This window comes from Gordonia sp. i37 (assembly GCF_002043085.1).
Classification (GTDB): Bacteria; Actinomycetota; Actinomycetes; order Mycobacteriales; family Mycobacteriaceae; genus Gordonia; species Gordonia polyisoprenivorans.
This window is the reverse complement of sequence record NZ_MVPX01000534.1, coordinates 1-16,714: the sequence shown is the minus strand read 5'-3', so window position 1 is coordinate 16,714 and position 16,714 is coordinate 1. Positions and strand designations below refer to the sequence as shown.

Below are 16,714 nucleotides of genomic sequence, written 5' to 3'. Positions count from 1 at the left end.
GGCGGCCGCGAAGCGCTGGATCCGATGACCCCGTTCGAGCGGAAGATTGTGCATGACGCCGTCGCGGCTGTGGATGGCGTCATCAGCGAGAGTGAGGGCGTTGAACCCAAGCGTAAGGTCGTCGTCATCAAGGTCGACTGACGATCAGCCGCTGCACGCGGCATGCTCGGTGCCATGAAGTCGACCATGAGGTCGGTAGTGACGAAGTCCCGGTTTAGCGCCGGGACTTCGTCATTTCTGGCACTGCTAATTACACATCTGTAATTCCTGATGCTGTGATGTTCTCCGCGGCGAGGTCCATGTTTCACGTGGAACATGTGGCGTGGGGAAGACAAACGGAAGGATCGCGTTTCACGTGAAACATGAGAGCGGCAGTGCCGTGCACGACGACGGTGCGGACTCCTCCCCTCCCCCATCGGCCCATGCGGTGTTCGAGGAGCGGCTGGAACTGGCGATGCGGTATCGCGAGATGCTCGCGACCGACGGCATTACGCGTGGCCTCATCGGGCCGCGGGAAGTACCGCGCCTATGGGATCGCCATATCGTCAATTGTGGGGTACTCGGTGAGGTCATCGCCGACGGGGAGTACGTCATCGACATTGGTAGCGGCGCCGGCTTGCCGGGCATCCCACTGGCCTTGGCACGACCCGATCTCCGCATCACGCTCGTAGAGCCCCTCCTACGACGAACAACATTCCTGGAAGAGGTCGTCGCATCTCTCGGGCTGGACGTCACGGTCGTCAGAGGTCGCGCCGAGGAGCGAGCCGTGCGAGCTGAGGTAGGGCTCGCCGATGTGGTGACGTCGCGTGCGGTCGCGCCACTGGACCGTTTGGCTTCGTGGTCTGCTCCACTGATTCGACCCGGCGGGCGGCTGGTGGCGATCAAGGGATCGACAGCGTCCGACGAGATCGAGCGGGACCGCATGGCTGCATCGCGCCGAGGGCTGATTGATCTCGAGGTACAACAGTGTGGTGTCGGCGTGATCGAACCGCCGACTACGGTTGTTGTGGGCGTCCGAAATGATCGTGTCAGCGGGTCGCAGTCATCCAAGAAGAAGCGGGTTGATCGGCGTAGCCGATCGGACTCTCGTGGGTCAGGGAGGTAATTGGTGCGGATCGGTCGCAGGGCGCAGAATAGAAGAGCGTCATCAAGTGGCTCGGAGATCTCTGGTGATGACACCCCATTGGTCGGTCGAAGGAGTCCCCGCGTGGTCCAGCAAGATCGCAACGTTTCACGTGAAACCGTCTCCCCAAGCAAGAGCGCCTCGGACCCTCGCATCATCTCTCCCACTACTTCGACGGCCTTGGAGGCATCGTTGGACGACACCCCTATCGCCGCCGCGGCCGCCCGAGCCAGCCAGGTGCTGACACCCGGTGCGGCTGGGCGACTACCCCGCCCGCGGGAGACCCGCGTCCTGACGGTTGCCAACCAGAAGGGTGGCGTCGGCAAGACGACGACAGCCGTCAACCTTGCAGCGGGACTGGCTGTCCACGGCCTCCGTGTCCTTGTCGTCGATCTCGATCCTCAGGGCAACGCCAGTACCGCGCTCGGAATCGATCATCGCGCGCCCGACATTGCCTCGGTGTACGAACTGCTCCTCGGAGAAGTCGGGGTCCGCGAGGCGATCAAACAGAGTCCGAGCAACGAGAACCTCTACTGTGTCCCCGCAACGCTTGACCTTGCCGGTGCCGAGATCGAGTTGGTTTCTCTCGTCGCACGTGAAAACCGCCTTCGGAATGCGTTGAACGACGAGGCGATGGCGGAGTTCGGCTTCGACTATGTCTTCATCGACTGCCCGCCGTCACTCGGTCTGCTGACCGTCAACGCGATGGTCGCGGCGCGCGAGGTGCTCATCCCCATCCAATGTGAGTACTACGCGCTTGAAGGTGTCGGGCAGTTGCTCCGCAACATCGAGTTGGTCCAGGCACATCTCAACAAAGAGCTCCACGTGTCCACGATCCTCCTCACCATGTACGACGGACGCACAAAGCTTGCCGACCAGGTGGCCGAGGAAGTCCGCCGACACTTCGGCGAGAAAGTCTTGTCCACGATTATCCCTCGAAGCGTCAAGGTCTCCGAGGCACCCGGATACGGGATGACGATCATCGAATACGACCCGGGTTCACGTGGATCAATGAGTTACCTCGACGCTGCCCGAGAACTCGCTATGCGCGCCGACACGGCGCCCGTGCCCTGATACCGCCTGATACCGCCTGATACCGAATGTCACCCGAGAGTGTCAGCCCGCCTTGCCCGAGAGGAATCCAGTGAGTCAGAAAGAGACCGCACACCGACGTGGTGGACTCGGCCGCGGTTTGGCGGCATTGATCCCGACCGGTCCCACCGACGAGGACCCGACCGCTCCGAAGCTCGGAGCTGCCGCAGCCGACGTCGTGATCGGCACCGGAAACGGTGGGGGTTCGGCAGCGTCATCGGCAGGCGCACCGAGCCAGAAGACCGCTGCGGCCACAGCCAACGGTGCCGGCGCGCCAGGTGCATCCACTCCCCCGGCTCCGATCGGCACACCCGATGAGGTCGGCGCGGTGTACCGGGAGATCCCACCGAAGCTCATTCAGCCGAACCCGCATCAGCCGCGGACCGTCTTCGACGAGGATGCGCTGAACGAGTTGATTCATTCGATCCGCGAGTTCGGTCTCATGCAGCCGATCGTGGTTCGCAAGTTGCCCGCTCCCACCGCCGACGGTGTCGAGTTCCAGATCGTCATGGGCGAACGTCGGTGGCGAGCCAGTCAAGAGGCCGGCCTCGATGCGATCCCGGCGATCGTTCGGGAGACGCCCGACGGTGACATGCTCCGCGACGCACTCCTGGAGAACATTCACCGCGCGCAGCTGAATCCGCTCGAAGAGGCGGCCGCGTATCAACAACTCCTCGAAGAGTTCGACGTGACACATGAGGAGTTGGCCGCCCGACTCGGTCGCTCGCGCCCGGTGATCACCAACATGATCAGGCTGCTGAAGCTACCCATTCCGGTCCAGCGACGTGTCGCGGCCGGGGTCCTGTCCGCCGGACATGCGCGCGCGCTGTTGTCTCTCGAGACCGGAAGTGATGCTCAGGAGGCGTTGGCGGCGCGCATCGTCGCCGAGGGACTGTCGGTCCGCGCGACCGAAGAAGCGGTCACTCTCGAGAACCGTGACGGCGGATCGACGGCCCCCTCGCCGACCTCCAAGCGCAAACCGATGCAGATGCCCGGCCTCCAAGACCTTGCCGAACGCCTGTCGGATCGTCTGGACACTCGCGTCACGGTCAGTTTGGGTAAGCGAAAAGGCAAGATCGTCGTCGAGTTCGGTTCGGTGGACGACCTCCAGCGAATCGTTGGAGTGATCGATCCGGGTAAGTGATTTCGCCGACGATTTTCCACGACCAACCACCCTCGGGAGTAACGTCACTGTGACGCAACAACGTGAACGCGGAACGATGAACATCGAATATCGTTACAGCACAATCGGTTTCGGTGTGACTGCGGCTTCCGACGGCAATGTGGCGATGGGACGGATGAGCTGACATGGAACCGGTGGTCTCGCGGCTGACTCTCGAGTCGTTCGAGTCACTACCTCCGCATGCGCGTCGGTGTGTCTTCTGGGAGGTCGACCCCAGCATGGCCGGCCCGCTGGATCAACCCGAGTCCGCGGGGCATACCGAGGTGGTAGGTCGCGGCGAGATCGTCGGTCGTGGCGTGGCCCGCGCTCCGTTCGAGAGCGAGTTCGACAAGGAAGCCTGGATCTCCTCGGTGCTCTTGGAGTGGGGTGCGTGCGGTCAGCTCGCCACCGATCCGGCGACCGGAGTCATCGTCGGCACAGCCTTCTATGCACCGCCCGGCCGTGTCCCACGATCTCGGTTGTTCCCGACGTCGCCGGTCAGCGCCGACGCCATTCTCCTCACCTCCATCCAGGTGGAGCCCGGTTATGAGGAGGTGGCCACTCCCCTACTCGATGCGGTGCTCGTCGACCTCATGCGTCGCGGTGTTCGCGCGGTCGAGGCATTCGGATTGGTTCGTGGCGGCGGACCGGACGGTGCTGGATCCGGCACGGCCCGCCGGAACCCGACGCCTGATGCGACTCCGGGAATGCGCGACATCAGTGAATGGTCGGATGAGGAGATCGTCAGCGTCGCGCGTGAAATCCTCGACAACCCGCAGCCCGATCTGTGCACTCGATGTCTACTCGACGCCGCCTTCCTGAAAGCATCGGGATTCGATGTCGTTGCATCTCACGCCCGCTTCCCCCGGCTGCGGTTGGAGCTCGATGAAGGTCTGGGGTGGAAGTCGGAGGTCGAGGGAGCTCTGGAGAAACTGGTCGTGATGGCGGCGATCGACATGACGGGACGGGAACGAACCTTCGCCCCGGTAGGAAGCCGACTCTAGACTGCTACGAAAAGCTAAGTGGCGCGGTGATTTACCGCGTCGGATCAGGAGATCTCTTCGGCGGCAAGAAGATCGGCAAAGGTGTAGGTCCCCGTGGGTCGATCGTCGTCGCCGAGCAGATACAGTCGCTTGACCGCGACGAGGATCGCCTCCGCAATGACGTTGCGGTAGTCGGCGTCCTCGAGGACCCGAGCGTCGTCGGGGTTGGTGATGTAGCCGACGTCGAGAATGATGACCGGCATCCTGGTGAGCCGCAACAGCTCCCACGTGCGTTCGTGAGTGCGGCAGTCCGTCAACGGGGTCCGTGCGGCGACCTCGCGTTGGACGAAGCCGGCCAGGTTGCGGCCGATTGTGGAGAACGATCCGTGGCTGTTACCGAAGTAGAAGGCCGCCACGCCGTTCGCGGCCGAGTTCGGGTAATGCCCGACGCGGAAGGAGATCATGACATCGGCGTCGATCATGTTCGCGACCCGGGCGCGCTCCTCATCGGTGGGCCGTCCCCTGCCGTCATGTGACAAAAAGGTCTCCATGCCGGCGGCCGCCATCCGGCCTTCGAGGCGGGCAGCGAGATCCCACAGTAGGCGACTTTCCGTGTCGGCGAGATCACCGGTCGAAAGGTCATGCAGCCCACCGGATCCCGGATCGATCACGATGCGCTTGCCGGACAATCGGGGACCCGAACGACGGACGTGCTCTTCTTCGCGGATGGCGAGAGGCGACCCACCGGTCACCCGGGTACCAAGGCGTTCGAGAGAACGCAGGGTGGCGGGCCCGCAGATTCCGTCGGCGAAGAGCCCGTATTCGCTCTGATAGAGACAGACAGCGTTGTGGGTTGTCTCGCCGAAGACACCGTCGACCAGCGCGGTGTAGTAGCCAAGGTTCTGTAGGCGGTTCTGCAGCTGTGCGACGTCGTCGCCGACCATCGGCGCCGAGAAGCGGAACGCGAGCACACGTGCGCCGAGTTGATAGGAGGCCTCGCGCAGCGCGCGGTAGGTCGCGGGTCCGACGATTCCGTCGACGATGAGGCCGCGCCGCTGCTGGAAGGCCCGCACCGCCTGGTCGGTGTCGGCGTCGAAAGTGTCACCCGGCGTGTCGGCGTCGGCGGCGTGTCGTCCGCGAGTTGTGCTGAGAAGACCCTGTCCGGCGAGGATCGAACGGATTTCGGCGACTGCCGAGCCCTGATCACCCAGTCGGAATTGTGGCATCTTCAGACTCCTTGGTCGCGACGAACAATCAGTGTCCGTGCGGATCGCGATTCGACGCCGGTACTCACGGAAACGCACTCGGCAGAACCACGAGCATTCTTTCAGTTCGACCGATGTGGGCCAAACCGGATCAGGTCACAATGTAGCGACAGGCACCGTCACCAGCCCGAACGTCGGTGACCGTGCCTGTCGTTATGCCATCTCCAACGATGTCAGGCGTTGGTGCCGACCACCGAATCGAGCTCGCGCAACAATGCGGCTTTGCCCTTGGCGCCGACGATGGTCTTGGTGGGCTGTCCGTTCTCGAACAGGATCAACGTCGGGATCGACATGATCTGGAAATCACGCGCCGTCGCCGGGTTCGCGTCGACGTCGAGTTTCGCGACGGTCAGCTTGTCGCTGTGTGCGTCGGCGATCTCCTCGAGAACCGGTGCCACCATGCGGCACGGTCCGCACCAGGTGGCCCAGAAGTCGACGAGCACCGGCTTGTCGGAGCCGAGTACGGCGTCCTTGAACGTGGCGTCGGTGACGGCGACGGTATTTGCTCCCATGGTGATGTCCTCCTGTGATGAGTCTGGGGGTTGATGAGTCTGGGGGTTGATGAGGCTCGGGTGGCCGGTGCGGCCGGGTCAGCTGTGTGCGTCGACGACCAGCACGTCGGCCTCGACCGGGGTGGGGTCGATGTCGCCCTGTTCGGCCAACCACCGCTCGGCGTCGATCGCCGCAGCGCATCCGCTGCCCGCCGCGGTGATGGCCTGCCGATAGGTGTGGTCGACGAGATCGCCCGCGGCGAAGACACCGGGCAGCGATGTATAGGTGGTCCGGCCCTGGACCTGGACGTATCCGTTGGAATCGAGGTCGACCTGGCCGCGGACGAGTTCGCTACGCGGGTCGTGGCCGATGGCGACGAACATGCCGGTCACGTCCACTGTCTGGGTGTCGCCACTGCGGGTGTCGATCAGTTCGAGACCCGTGACCGACCCGTCACCGATGACGGACTTGACCGCCGCGTTGGTGACGAACCGGATCTTGTCGTTGTTGCGGGCGCGATCGAGCATGATGCGCGAGGCCCGGAACTCCTCCCGGCGGTGGATCAGGGTTACCGAACGCGCGAACTTGGTGAGGAACGTGGCCTCTTCCATTGCCGAGTCACCGCCGCCGATGACCGCGATGTCCTGGTCCTTGAAGAAGAAGCCGTCGCAGGTCGCGCAGGCCGAGACGCCGCGGCCGAGCAACTCTTGCTCACCGTCGATACCGAGGTACCGCGCAGCGGCACCCATCGCGAGGATGACCGCGCGGGCGCGGTGGGTCTCACCGGAAGCCACGACCTCCTTGATGTCGCCGTCGAGCCGGAGCTCATCGACGTCCTCCATGCGGAGGTCGGCGCCGAAGCGGATCGCCTGCTCGCGCATCTCGTCCATCAGTGCCGGACCCTGGATGCCGTTCTGGAACCCCGGGAAGTTCTCCACCTCTGTGGTCGTCATCAGAGCGCCGCCGAACTGAGTTCCCTCGAAGACGAGCGGGGCGAGTTCGGCGCGAGCCGCATACACCGCCGCGGTGTAACCGGCAGGCCCGGATCCGACGATGATCAGCTCGTGGATCTGCTGGTTGTCTGACTGGGTCAATTCGTCCTCCGTGTCATCGACGCGCCGGCCCGGTGAGCCGCACGTACCTGGCATTCAACACAAGGGTATGCGGACATGTTCCCCGACGCGTCGGCCCCACGACGCGCGATCGGGCGTTTCGGCTGCATGGTTGACGAACGATATACCCGGGCGTTCTCGGCGGGATCATCCCCCGATGATCGTGCGGGAGATCGTGGCCGGATTGCGGGAATCACACTCGGGGCCGACCACGAGCGCCAGGAACCGCCCGGCCGTCCCGGTGGCGAGCAGGATCACCACCTGGCGGACACCGTTGACCATTACCGGTCCCGACCCCAGCACCGGTGTCTCGGCAGCGACACCGTTGGCAGCGGTGCACCGGCGTAATGCGGCTGTGGAGGCGAATGGTGCACCGTCGGTCCGGCCGAGCACCGACAGCGCTGCTGCGGCACCCGGTGCGGCGACGGTGGGCACAACGGACGAACTCGCGGGGGTGCCATCGGCCTGGTTCGACGGAGCGCCGGTACGGGCCGAATGGCTGACCAGGACGACACCCACGATGACGGCAACGAGGACGGCTGCGGCCACCGAGAGCAGAGCCACCGCCTGCGGGGCCGAGCGCAGCGGCCGTCGGCGCGCGAGCGGTGTGACGTCACTTCCGCTGCCGACCTCGGCGGCGATTCGGGCGAGCGTTTGCTGTGTGCGCGCGTCGACCCACTCGGGAACGGGCTGCTCGGGCACCGGAAGATCGCGCAGATCGACGCGCAGACCCTCCAATGCCGCGAGAACCTCCCGAGCTCCGGAGTCGTCGACAAGTCGGGAACGGATGTGCGCGGCGACATCGGGTTCGAGTACGCCGGCATCGAGATCGGTCAGCAGATCCACGGAATACGGTGGATCCGGAAAGCGCGGTGATCCTGCAGAGCGCAGGTCATCGTCGGTCATCCGCGCTCCCCTCGTGTCGTGTCGCTGTACCCGGTGGGAACCCGGTCGTGATGGGACCCACGAATAGTTGGACGCAGCAGGACCTCCAGGGGTTCCATGGCGTTCGAGACAAAGTTCACGCCCGGCCTCACTCCGACTCGTCCTGCAGTGACTCGTGACGGAGATGACCGAGCAGTTTGGCCAGGCGCAGCCGTCCGCGCGAACTCCGACTCTTGATCGTGCCCTCGGGCACGCCGAGCAACTGCGCCGCCTCCGAGATGGAGTAACCCTCGACGTCGAGTGCGAGGACCGCCGCCCGCTGACCGGACGGCAATTCGTCGAGCGCTCGAGAGATCGTCTCGGTCAGGTCGACGCGCTGATAGTCGTCGGTGTGATCGGTGAGAATCGCGGTGTCGAACTCCGGTAGCGGCACAGTGCGGCGAGCCGCGTTGCGCCGCAGTCGATCCAGCGAAGCGTTGACCACGATGCGATGCAACCAGCTCGATACACGTGCCTCGGCGCGAAAAGAGCCTGCGGTGCGGTGAGCCGACAACAGTGCCTCCTGCAGGGCGTCGGCGGCATCGTCGGGGTCTCGGGTGGTGCGCAGGGCGACATTCCACAGGTAGGTGTGGTGTCGGGTGATGAGCGTGGTGAAGGCGGTGGGATCGCCATGGGTGTGCGCGGCGAGCAGTTGCTCGTCGCTGCGTGCGTCGCCCTGTGGCGAGTGGGTCCCCCCGGACATGGGATCGAGCGTAGTGGGCGCGGGTGTGCCGGGATAGTCGTGGTGCGGTGCTTGTGGACAACCGCACCGACGGTGGGGAGACCTGGATCAATCGAGGTTCCTCGGGCCCCGCGACCGAGTGCCGCACCGCAGGCGGTGTCATCGAATGTCGATGTCATCGACTTGATTCACCTGCTGCACAACCGACGGAAGTGCCTGCGGCGCAGCCGAACCTGCGCGGAGACGCACTCGAGATCGCTACCCGGCCGGCGTTGTCCATTGGATCGTTGACGCACCGTCATGACCATGAACCGCCTCGACATCGGCGATCCCGCCCCACACCGCGGTCGAGCGGTGTTCGCCGGCCACCCAGTGGATCGCCACACTTCCGTCGGTGAATTCGACGCCCTCGGCGACCACACCGGTGCCGGTCACCCCGGATACGTCGATGTGACGGTAGAGAAAGAAAGTCCGCATGGTGTGCTCCCCCCAGAGCGCGGATCAAGCCCGTTGCCCGGTCGCGCACTCCGACGGAGATTTAATATCAGATAGTCGGGCTTCACTACTTCATTTGCATAGACGTGAGCAAGATCACCACGCCGAGTCCGGTCCCGGAGCGGCCATGCGGCGTCCACGACACACACGCCGCACGCTCCCGGAAATCGCTGTGCGCCAGCGCTTTCACACCGTTTGGGGCTACAGTCAGGAGGTGTCCCGCGCCCGGCTGCGCCTCCTCGACGATGTCGAAGTACGACGGCTGCGCGCCGAAGAATTCACCTATTCGGAGGTCGGCGAGACGACCGGAGTGACACCCACCGGCTATCGACACGTCCGCCTGCGGACGCAACTGGGCAGCGGCCGTGATCATTTCGAAGTGGCGCGTGAGGCCATGCTGTCCTGGCAGATCCAACTGCGCGCGAATATCGCGGTCGCCGCGTCGCATCCCACCATCACCGACGATGCGGTGGCGATATTGGGCCTACGGATCGGGAGGGTGAATGCTGTGCGGGCACCCGTGGCTATCGTCGCGGTGGAGTCCGATGAGGACATGGCCGGGTTCACCTACGGGACGCTGCCCGGGCACCCGGAAATGGGTGAGGAACGATTCGAACTGCGTCTGATGTCCGACGAGTCGGTTCAGTTGTCGATCAACGCCTTTTCGAGGCCGGCCACCCTCATGACCAGGCTCGGCCGACCTGTGGCCGCCGCGCTCCAGGATGCGATCCCCCGGCGATACGGCCGCGCATTACAGGCGTGACGGGTATCCACCATAGGAAAAGACCCGGTACCCCGACGTCGGTCGACGTCGCGAATCAGGTACCGGGTCAGTTCGATAATCGTGGGATTTGGGGTGCAGGTCAGTTTGCCGCGTCGTAAGCCTCGAGGATTTCCTTCGGGAGTCGGCCACGCAGCGGCACCTCGTAACCCGCTTCCTGCGCCCACTCGCGAATCACCTTGGTGGACGGACGTGCTGAACTCGACGACGATTCCGAGCTCGCCGCGGGGGTACTGACCTTCGGCGCGGTCGACTGCTTACGGCCACCGACCCGGGTCGACACCTCGAGTAGTTTGGCGACCGGAACCCGACCGTTCTCGATCTTGTCGAGATTCGCCGACGACACATCGATCTGGTAATCGACGCCCGACCACGACCACGAAATGGTGTGAGCATCGTCGATATCGAGTTCACGGCCGTCGAGGTCATCTATGAACGACACAACTTGTCTTTTAGCCACGCCACGAGAATAACGCACGCCGCGGGCCAGACGTCGCATATGTGTGCACTGGCCACGTGCAGGGACGCCGACGGCGTCGGACGGCAACCCTCGCCCGACGCCGGCAGCAGCGTCAATCGGGCGTCTCGGCCCGGTGGCGCGGATATCCGCGAAATTATCCCCGGTATTTCAATGAGCTTGAAGTGCAACAATTTTCGACAACTCTGGAACGCTCTCAGCGAAACGAGCCCCATCGTATTTCCCGCGCAGGGCAAGAAAATCGGCGACTATGTGGTGCCCTACCGAATCGCCGGCGAGAGATTCGGTCCCGCGATCAGTCGGCGATGTCGAATACCGCATTCACCTTGGTGGGCGTGAGGCGGACGACGAGCTCGCCGGGTACCGCGTTACGCCTGCCGTACGTGTCGGCGAGATCCGGCCCCATATATCGGGCAGCGATACGTGTTGCGGTATCGAGGAGATCGGCGGGATCCTCACCGATCTCCGCGGTGCCCTGGACCTGAACGAACGAGAAGGGCGGACGCTCGTCGTCGACAAGTATTGTGAGTCGCCGATCACGGCTGAGCGCACGCCCTTTTGCGGTGTCTGCCCCGGTATTGAACACGAGGACACCGTCATCCACGATGAACCAGATGGGCGCGACGAGCGCTCGTCCGGACGTGGAGACGAATGCCACCTTTCCGGTACGCGTGCCCTCGGTGAGAAATGCGACAACCCGGTCGTCGAGTTCGGTGTGTGCCATCACCCCATCATGGCCGACCGTGCGACGAAATTCAGCGCCGACGGTCCGGCGAGCGAAAGGAAAAGATGACGCCGAACCTTCTCAGCGCATGAGCTGATCGTAGGTGGCACCGAACATATCGACACAGACGTCGAGCACGACGTCGAGGTCGGTGGGTTCAGCGCCGATATCCACGGGATCGGGCGCGACATTCGTGAAATACCAATCGACGAGCAATTGCGTGACCGCGCCGACGAGTCCGACCGCGGCGAGGTGTTGTGCCGGCGACACCTCGCGCTCCCCCATCGCCAGCGCGAGAATGAGACTCGCCCAGTTGTGGATGGCTCGTAGGCGAGTCGACTCCACCGTCGGATCCACTCCGACGACCTCGACGAGCATCACGCGTGCGCGTCGCGGATCACCTGTCAACGTTGCGAGGAACGTCCCGAGGGTGTCACGGGCCGCTGCGCGCACGGCGTCGGGCGCGACGCCTGCCGGGTCGAGGAGATATTCCGCGGCGGCACCCACGGTCGCGGTTCGGGTGACCTCGACGCAGTGCTCGTACACGGCGATCAGCAATGCGGGACGGTCGGCGAACGACTCGTAGAAGTAGCGCTGGGTCAGACCGGCCTCGTCGCAGAGCCGTTTGACGGTCACCACGGGGTAGCCGAGTTCCCCGAACAGCTGCAAACCGGCGTCGATGAAGGCTCGTCGCCGGCGGGCGCGTCGCTCGTCGGCCTCTGCGCCCCCGTACCGGCGCCCCTCCCCGGACTCGGGCTCCGCGGACTCGGGCTCAGCGGACTCGGGCTCAATGGAAGAGCGCTGCTCCCGGGATGGCAATGCTCTCCCCTTTCGGCGTGTGCGATCCGACGGCACCGTGGACAACCCGTCATCTGACACGCTATCGTGTCACACACAGATCTGACACGAGACTGTGTCAGATAACTCGACGATCACCGGAGAACAACGCCGTGCTCGACCTACTTCCCGACCCGATGCACGAGCCGACGGTGCTCGCGATCCCGTTCTTCGTGGCGCTGCTGGTACTGGAATGGTTCGCGGCCTGGAAGCTCGAGGACCGGGCCACCGATGCCGAGGACACCGGTCCTGCCGTCGAGCGCCGGTCACCGGTCGGTGCCTACGAGAAGCGTGACGCGCGGGCCAGCATCTCGATGGGACTGGTGTCGATAGCCACGAGCGCGGTGTGGAAGATCGCGGGGCTGCTGGTCTACACGGCGATCTTCGTCTACATCGCGCCGTGGCAGCTACCGATCGGCTCCTGGTACACGTGGGTGATCGGATTCGTCGCCGTCGACGTCCTCTACTACTGGAATCACCGCATCTCCCACCGGGTCCGGTTGGTGTGGGCGACTCATCAGGCCCATCACTCGAGCGAGTACTTCAACTTCGCTACCGCGTTGCGGCAGAAGTGGAATATCAGTGCGGCGCTTGTGATGTGGCTACCGCTGCCGTTCCTGGGCATCCCGCCTGCGGTGGTGTTCGCCTGCTACGGCGTGAATCTGGTGTACCAGTTCTGGATTCACACCGAACACGTCGATCGCATGTGGCGGCCCGTCGAATTCGTCTTCAACACCCCGTCACACCATCGGGTGCATCACGGCAGCGACCCGGAGTACCTCGACCGCAACTATGCCGGGGTGTTCATCCTGTGGGACCGGATGTTCGGATCGTTTCGTGCCGAGGCGCATCGGCCACATTATGGGCTGACCAAACCTGTTGGCACCTACAACATCTGGACACTGCAGACGCACGAGTACGTCTCCATCGCCCGTGATGTGCGGGCGGCCGCGGGCTGGCGTGCCAAGCTCGGCTACATCTTCGGACCACCCGGGTGGAGCCCCACGACCGGGGACGCCCCCTCGGCGAGCGGCGCGGTCAGCTCGTCGCGCTGATCTTGGAGATCTGCACCTGATAGCTGCCCCTCGCGCCGGGCAGGGAGGTGACCCACACCAGTAGATACCGCGACTGTGTGGGACTGGCGATCGACAGTGTGGTGTCGGGCTGATCGACGGTGCCCTGTGCCAGCTGGGTTGTCTGTGCCAGGGTGGCGTCGGCGCTCTGCGCACCGCGCAGCGATACCGCGAATCCCGGTGTGGTGGTGGGGATCGAGACGGACTTGACCGTCTGTGGCGATCCGAGATCCAGCATCAGGCCGAGCCCCTGCTTGAGGCTGCCGAAGTCGGCGGTGCGGTAAGTGTCACTGCGCCAACCGGATCCGGCTCCGGTGATCACGTTGCGGGCGAGGTCGGGATTGTCACCGGACTGCCCGGAATAGTCGACGAGGGTGGCCGAGCGCAGCGCGATCGGTCCGCCCGCGGGTGCAGCGGCGCCAGGTGCCGGTGCAGGCGCCGACGTGGTCGACGACAGGAACTTGTTGATGTCGGTCTGCTCGTCACCGCCGCCGAACACACCGGTCAGCCACACCACCAGGGCGATCACCACGAACAGCACGAGCAGGGCCGCGCCGACGAGCAGTGCGACGGTCCGGTTGCTGCGCGCGGGCTCGTCGGAACCGATCCGACCTGACGGGCCGATCGACACCGGCGGCTCGTCGGAGTCACCGAGCGCGGGGATCATGTCCGTCTTGAGGTCGACGACGGTGGCCTGATCCAGAACGTGCTGAACCGTTGCCGCAGTGCGGATTCCACGACTCCCCGACAACGCGCGGGCGGCGACGGCGGAGATCTCGAACGGGATCTCCGGGTCGACCTCGCGCGGTTCTATGGGGCCCTCGCCGTCGGCGGCGGGCGAGGCGATCGCCAGTCCGCCGACCGGGGTGGTCGTGTTGACGGTGGTCACCAGCTCGGAACCGGTGGCGCCGTCGAGCGGCCACCGTTGCAGCAGTAGTGCGTAGAGCACCGCTCCGAGTCCGCGGACGTCGGAGGTGGCATCGTCGCCGGCGAGGGTGCCGGGGAAGGCGAGTACCGCATTGCCCTCGGCGGAGATGCGGATGCGATCCGGATGGTCGATGGACAGGGCGCCGCCGGAGCGATGTGCGGCCTCGGCCGCGGCGGCCAGCGCGCGGACCGCACGTGCGGCACCGATCGGTGACGGATGCGTGGCGGCGACCTCCGTCAGCGAGGAACCCTGAACCCATTCGGCCACAACGATGCCGCCCGATGAGCCGCGGACCACGTCGAGCACGCGGGCGACGCCCGACGAGCTGATCTGGCCGAGACGCAACGTGCGGGTGAGCACGGCCTGCGGTCCGGTGTCGCCGGATTTGCTCGGCGCTCCCTTGTCCGGTGGGGGTGCGAGCTGTTCGGCGTCGACGAAGGTCAGTCCGACCTCGCGGTCGAGGTTGATGTCCTGGGCCTTCCAGAACTGCAGACCCCGTGTGCCGCCGTGATGTTCGAGCAGACGGTACCGGCCGCCGGCGACCGCGGCGCCCGGCACGAGACGGGGTCCGCGACGTCGCGCGGGGCGGATGGGCTCGGCACGGTCGGGATCGACGGGGGTGGCCGGCATCGCGTCGGCCGGCTGACCGCCGCCCGAGCCACTGGCCGAATTCGTCTGTGCGACTGGTCTTTCCGGAGGTGTGGCAGTATCGGAAGTCGGGGTGACGCCGCGTTCGGCCGGACTGATCGGGGATTCCGGTGTGGCGTCGATTCCGCTCTCGTTCACGCGGCGAACTCCTCTCCTCCGATAGCGCATGTCCGGGGGTCGTTGGGGCGGGGTCCACGGCGCCACACCGGCGCCGCCCGCGGCGCCACCGGTGTGCACCGCATACGACTGCCACGTCGCGGAACCGCGATCGAACCGTCGAACGACCTGTACCTGACCAGAGTACGGTAGCGACTCGTCGCTGGTGACCCGCGGAAACTGAACCGTGATCGTTGCCGATGGTTGTTGTTGCGGTTCGCCGTTCGGCGCAAGTGCGGGGATGAAGCGACCGGCCACGCGTCGCACCGACATCAGGACGGACACCACGTCGGGAAGACCGGCCGCCGCCAGGCCCGCATAGATCACGCCGAGCACCACGATCGCGGTGAGCAGAAGGTAGGCGATCGACCCGATCTTGCCGTGCTGTGTCGCCAGATGCAGGCCCGAGATCTCGGCGATCAACCACACCGCGAAGGCGCTGCCGACGGAGATCGCGAGCGTCACCACCGTCGTGCGGGCGACGTTGGTCAGCCGAGCATCACGCGGATCGCGGGCATCGGCGCGCAATCGGCTGCGCAACAGATAGTGGCCGACGATCGCGCCGACGAGATAGCCGAGACCGTTCGACAGGGCCAACCAGCGCACCACGAGATCCGGGTCGGAGAACAGCACCGGACCGAGATAGGAGGCGGCGATCTTGACGACGGTGATACCCAGAACCATGAAGGTCGGCGTCCACGCATCCTCGCGGGCGTAGAACACCCGCAACTGCACCAGCGTCATCGCATAGGGGATCAGGGTGAACGCACCCCAGGCGAGCGTCGAACCCAGCTGCGTGGCCACGTGCGCGTCGAACCGGCCGAAGTTGAACACCGCGACGCCGATGGCCGGGCCGAAGAAGGTCATGTAGGCGACGACGGGCACCAACGCGACCATGGTGAGCCGGGTGGCCAGCGACATGTCGTCGACGACGGCCTTGGTGTCGTCGCCGGCGGCATTGCGCGAGAGCCGCGGCATGATCGCGGTCAGAATCGTCACGCCGAGCACACCGTAGGGCAGCTGCAACAGCTGCCAGTGCGTGACGTAGACGCTGATGCCGGTCTCGGTGGCCGCCGACGCGATGCGATAGGTGACGATGAGACCGACCTGCAGGATCGCCACGTAGGAGACGATCGCCAGCGCCATGTTGCCGAACTTGCGCAGACGCGCGTCGAGCCCCCACTCGATGCGGAGCCGGATACCGGCACGACGCAGATACGGCAACAGCACCAGCGCCTGCAACACCACGCCCATCGCGCAGCCGATACCGAGGACGAGCAACTGCGGATCGCTCATCCGGAACGGGTTGAGCGTCAATTGGCCGGGCATCAGCCAATACGCGATGAGTGCGCTGATCTGGACGACGTTGTTGAGGACCGGCGCCCACGCTCCGGGCTTGAAGTAGCCGCGCAGATTCAGGATCGCGGTGAACAGTGCGGTCAGCCCGTAGAAGAGGATCTCGATGAGCAGGAAGTAGGCCAGCCCGGTTGCCAGCGGGCGCAGTTCCGCGTTGTCGATGTTGAGGCTGGTCAGCAGGGGTGCCGCGGCGATCGCGGCGATGGTGCCGATACCCAGCACGACGACGGTCAGCGTGAAGATCTTGTTGATGAACGACGCACCGCCGTCGGGGTCCTCGGCTTCGGCGCGGGCCAGCAGCGGGATGACGATGGCGGTGAGGACCGCGCCGAGCAGGATCTCGGCGATCATGTTCGGCAGGACGTCGGCAGCCTGGAAGGCCGACGCCACCGACGCGCCGAGC

General features: G+C 65.1%; 17 protein-coding genes. 7 read left to right on the top strand and 10 right to left on the bottom strand.

The annotated features are described in order from the left end of the window. From B1964_RS26710 to B1964_RS26690, 5 genes are all read left to right on the top strand, one after another. On the top strand, positions 1 to 141 hold a 141-nt coding region (locus B1964_RS26710), incomplete at its 5' end, for a R3H domain-containing nucleic acid-binding protein (RefSeq protein WP_290440745.1). 313 nt (positions 142 to 454) lie between these two features. Next, positions 455 to 1,105 (top strand): 16S rRNA (guanine(527)-N(7))-methyltransferase RsmG, encoded by a 651-nt coding sequence (rsmG, locus tag B1964_RS26705; protein WP_253194216.1) that lies wholly within the window; start codon positions 455 to 457, stop codon positions 1,103 to 1,105. A 210-nt stretch (positions 1,106 to 1,315) separates the two neighbouring features. Further along, positions 1,316 to 2,197 (top strand): ParA family protein, encoded by an 882-nt coding sequence (locus B1964_RS26700; RefSeq protein ID WP_006368609.1) that lies wholly within the window; start codon positions 1,316 to 1,318, stop codon positions 2,195 to 2,197. A gap of 70 nt (positions 2,198 to 2,267) precedes the next feature. Beyond that, positions 2,268 to 3,359, top strand: a complete 1,092-nt coding sequence (locus B1964_RS26695; RefSeq protein WP_014362114.1) for a ParB/RepB/Spo0J family partition protein — start codon at positions 2,268 to 2,270, stop codon at positions 3,357 to 3,359. Positions 3,360 to 3,523: 164 nt separating this feature from the next. Next, positions 3,524 to 4,381: a hypothetical protein gene (locus B1964_RS26690; protein ID WP_079931965.1), complete on the top strand. Its 858-nt coding sequence runs from the start codon at positions 3,524 to 3,526 to the stop codon at positions 4,379 to 4,381. 44 nt (positions 4,382 to 4,425) lie between these two features. On the opposite strand, the gene B1964_RS26685 is transcribed toward B1964_RS26690, so the two are convergent. The 6 genes from B1964_RS26685 to B1964_RS26660 form a co-directional block, all read right to left on the bottom strand. Next, positions 4,426 to 5,586, bottom strand: coding sequence for an N-acetylmuramoyl-L-alanine amidase (locus B1964_RS26685; RefSeq protein ID WP_079931964.1), 1,161 nt, complete (start codon positions 5,584 to 5,586; stop codon positions 4,426 to 4,428). 212 nt (positions 5,587 to 5,798) lie between these two features. After that, positions 5,799 to 6,137, bottom strand: a complete 339-nt coding sequence (gene trxA, locus B1964_RS26680) for a thioredoxin (protein WP_006368605.1) — start codon at positions 6,135 to 6,137, stop codon at positions 5,799 to 5,801. Between the two features lie 78 nt (positions 6,138 to 6,215). After that, the gene (gene trxB, locus B1964_RS26675; protein ID WP_079931967.1) at positions 6,216 to 7,211 is read right to left on the bottom strand and encodes a thioredoxin-disulfide reductase; all 996 of its coding nucleotides are present in this window, start codon (positions 7,209 to 7,211) and stop codon (positions 6,216 to 6,218) included. 165 nt (positions 7,212 to 7,376) lie between these two features. Beyond that, positions 7,377 to 8,135, bottom strand: coding sequence for a hypothetical protein (locus tag B1964_RS26670; RefSeq protein WP_079931963.1), 759 nt, complete (start codon positions 8,133 to 8,135; stop codon positions 7,377 to 7,379). Positions 8,136 to 8,262: 127 nt separating this feature from the next. Beyond that, positions 8,263 to 8,856, bottom strand: a complete 594-nt coding sequence (sigM, locus tag B1964_RS26665; RefSeq protein ID WP_079931962.1) for an RNA polymerase sigma factor SigM — start codon at positions 8,854 to 8,856, stop codon at positions 8,263 to 8,265. Positions 8,857 to 9,093: 237 nt separating this feature from the next. Next, complete coding sequence (locus tag B1964_RS26660; protein ID WP_006368601.1) at positions 9,094 to 9,312, bottom strand: hypothetical protein; 219 nt, start codon at positions 9,310 to 9,312, stop codon at positions 9,094 to 9,096. Between the two features lie 232 nt (positions 9,313 to 9,544). Between B1964_RS26660 and B1964_RS26655 the strand changes: the two genes are divergently transcribed. Next, the gene (locus tag B1964_RS26655; protein WP_253194215.1) at positions 9,545 to 10,093 is read left to right on the top strand and encodes a DUF1990 domain-containing protein; all 549 of its coding nucleotides are present in this window, start codon (positions 9,545 to 9,547) and stop codon (positions 10,091 to 10,093) included. 100 nt (positions 10,094 to 10,193) lie between these two features. Here the strand turns inward: B1964_RS26655 and B1964_RS26650 are convergent, their stop codons facing one another. From B1964_RS26650 to B1964_RS26640, 3 genes are all read right to left on the bottom strand, one after another. Beyond that, positions 10,194 to 10,571 (bottom strand): Lsr2 family protein, encoded by a 378-nt coding sequence (locus tag B1964_RS26650; RefSeq protein ID WP_026920447.1) that lies wholly within the window; start codon positions 10,569 to 10,571, stop codon positions 10,194 to 10,196. A gap of 313 nt (positions 10,572 to 10,884) precedes the next feature. Beyond that, complete coding sequence (locus B1964_RS26645; RefSeq protein ID WP_079931960.1) at positions 10,885 to 11,313, bottom strand: PPOX class F420-dependent oxidoreductase; 429 nt, start codon at positions 11,311 to 11,313, stop codon at positions 10,885 to 10,887. An 81-nt stretch (positions 11,314 to 11,394) separates the two neighbouring features. Then, entirely contained in the window at positions 11,395 to 11,982 is a 588-nt protein-coding gene (locus B1964_RS26640) for a TetR/AcrR family transcriptional regulator (protein WP_079931959.1), read from the bottom strand. A 281-nt stretch (positions 11,983 to 12,263) separates the two neighbouring features. Here B1964_RS26640 and B1964_RS26635 point away from each other — a divergent pair, with 281 nt between their 5' ends. Next, entirely contained in the window at positions 12,264 to 13,205 is a 942-nt protein-coding gene (locus B1964_RS26635; protein WP_079931958.1) for a sterol desaturase family protein, read from the top strand. On the opposite strand, the gene B1964_RS26630 is transcribed toward B1964_RS26635, so the two are convergent. Next, a partial coding sequence (locus tag B1964_RS26630) for a murein biosynthesis integral membrane protein MurJ (protein WP_139765888.1) occupies positions 13,189 to 16,714 on the bottom strand: 3,526 nt, incomplete at its 5' end. The two genes, B1964_RS26635 and B1964_RS26630, sit on opposite strands and share 17 nt — an antisense overlap.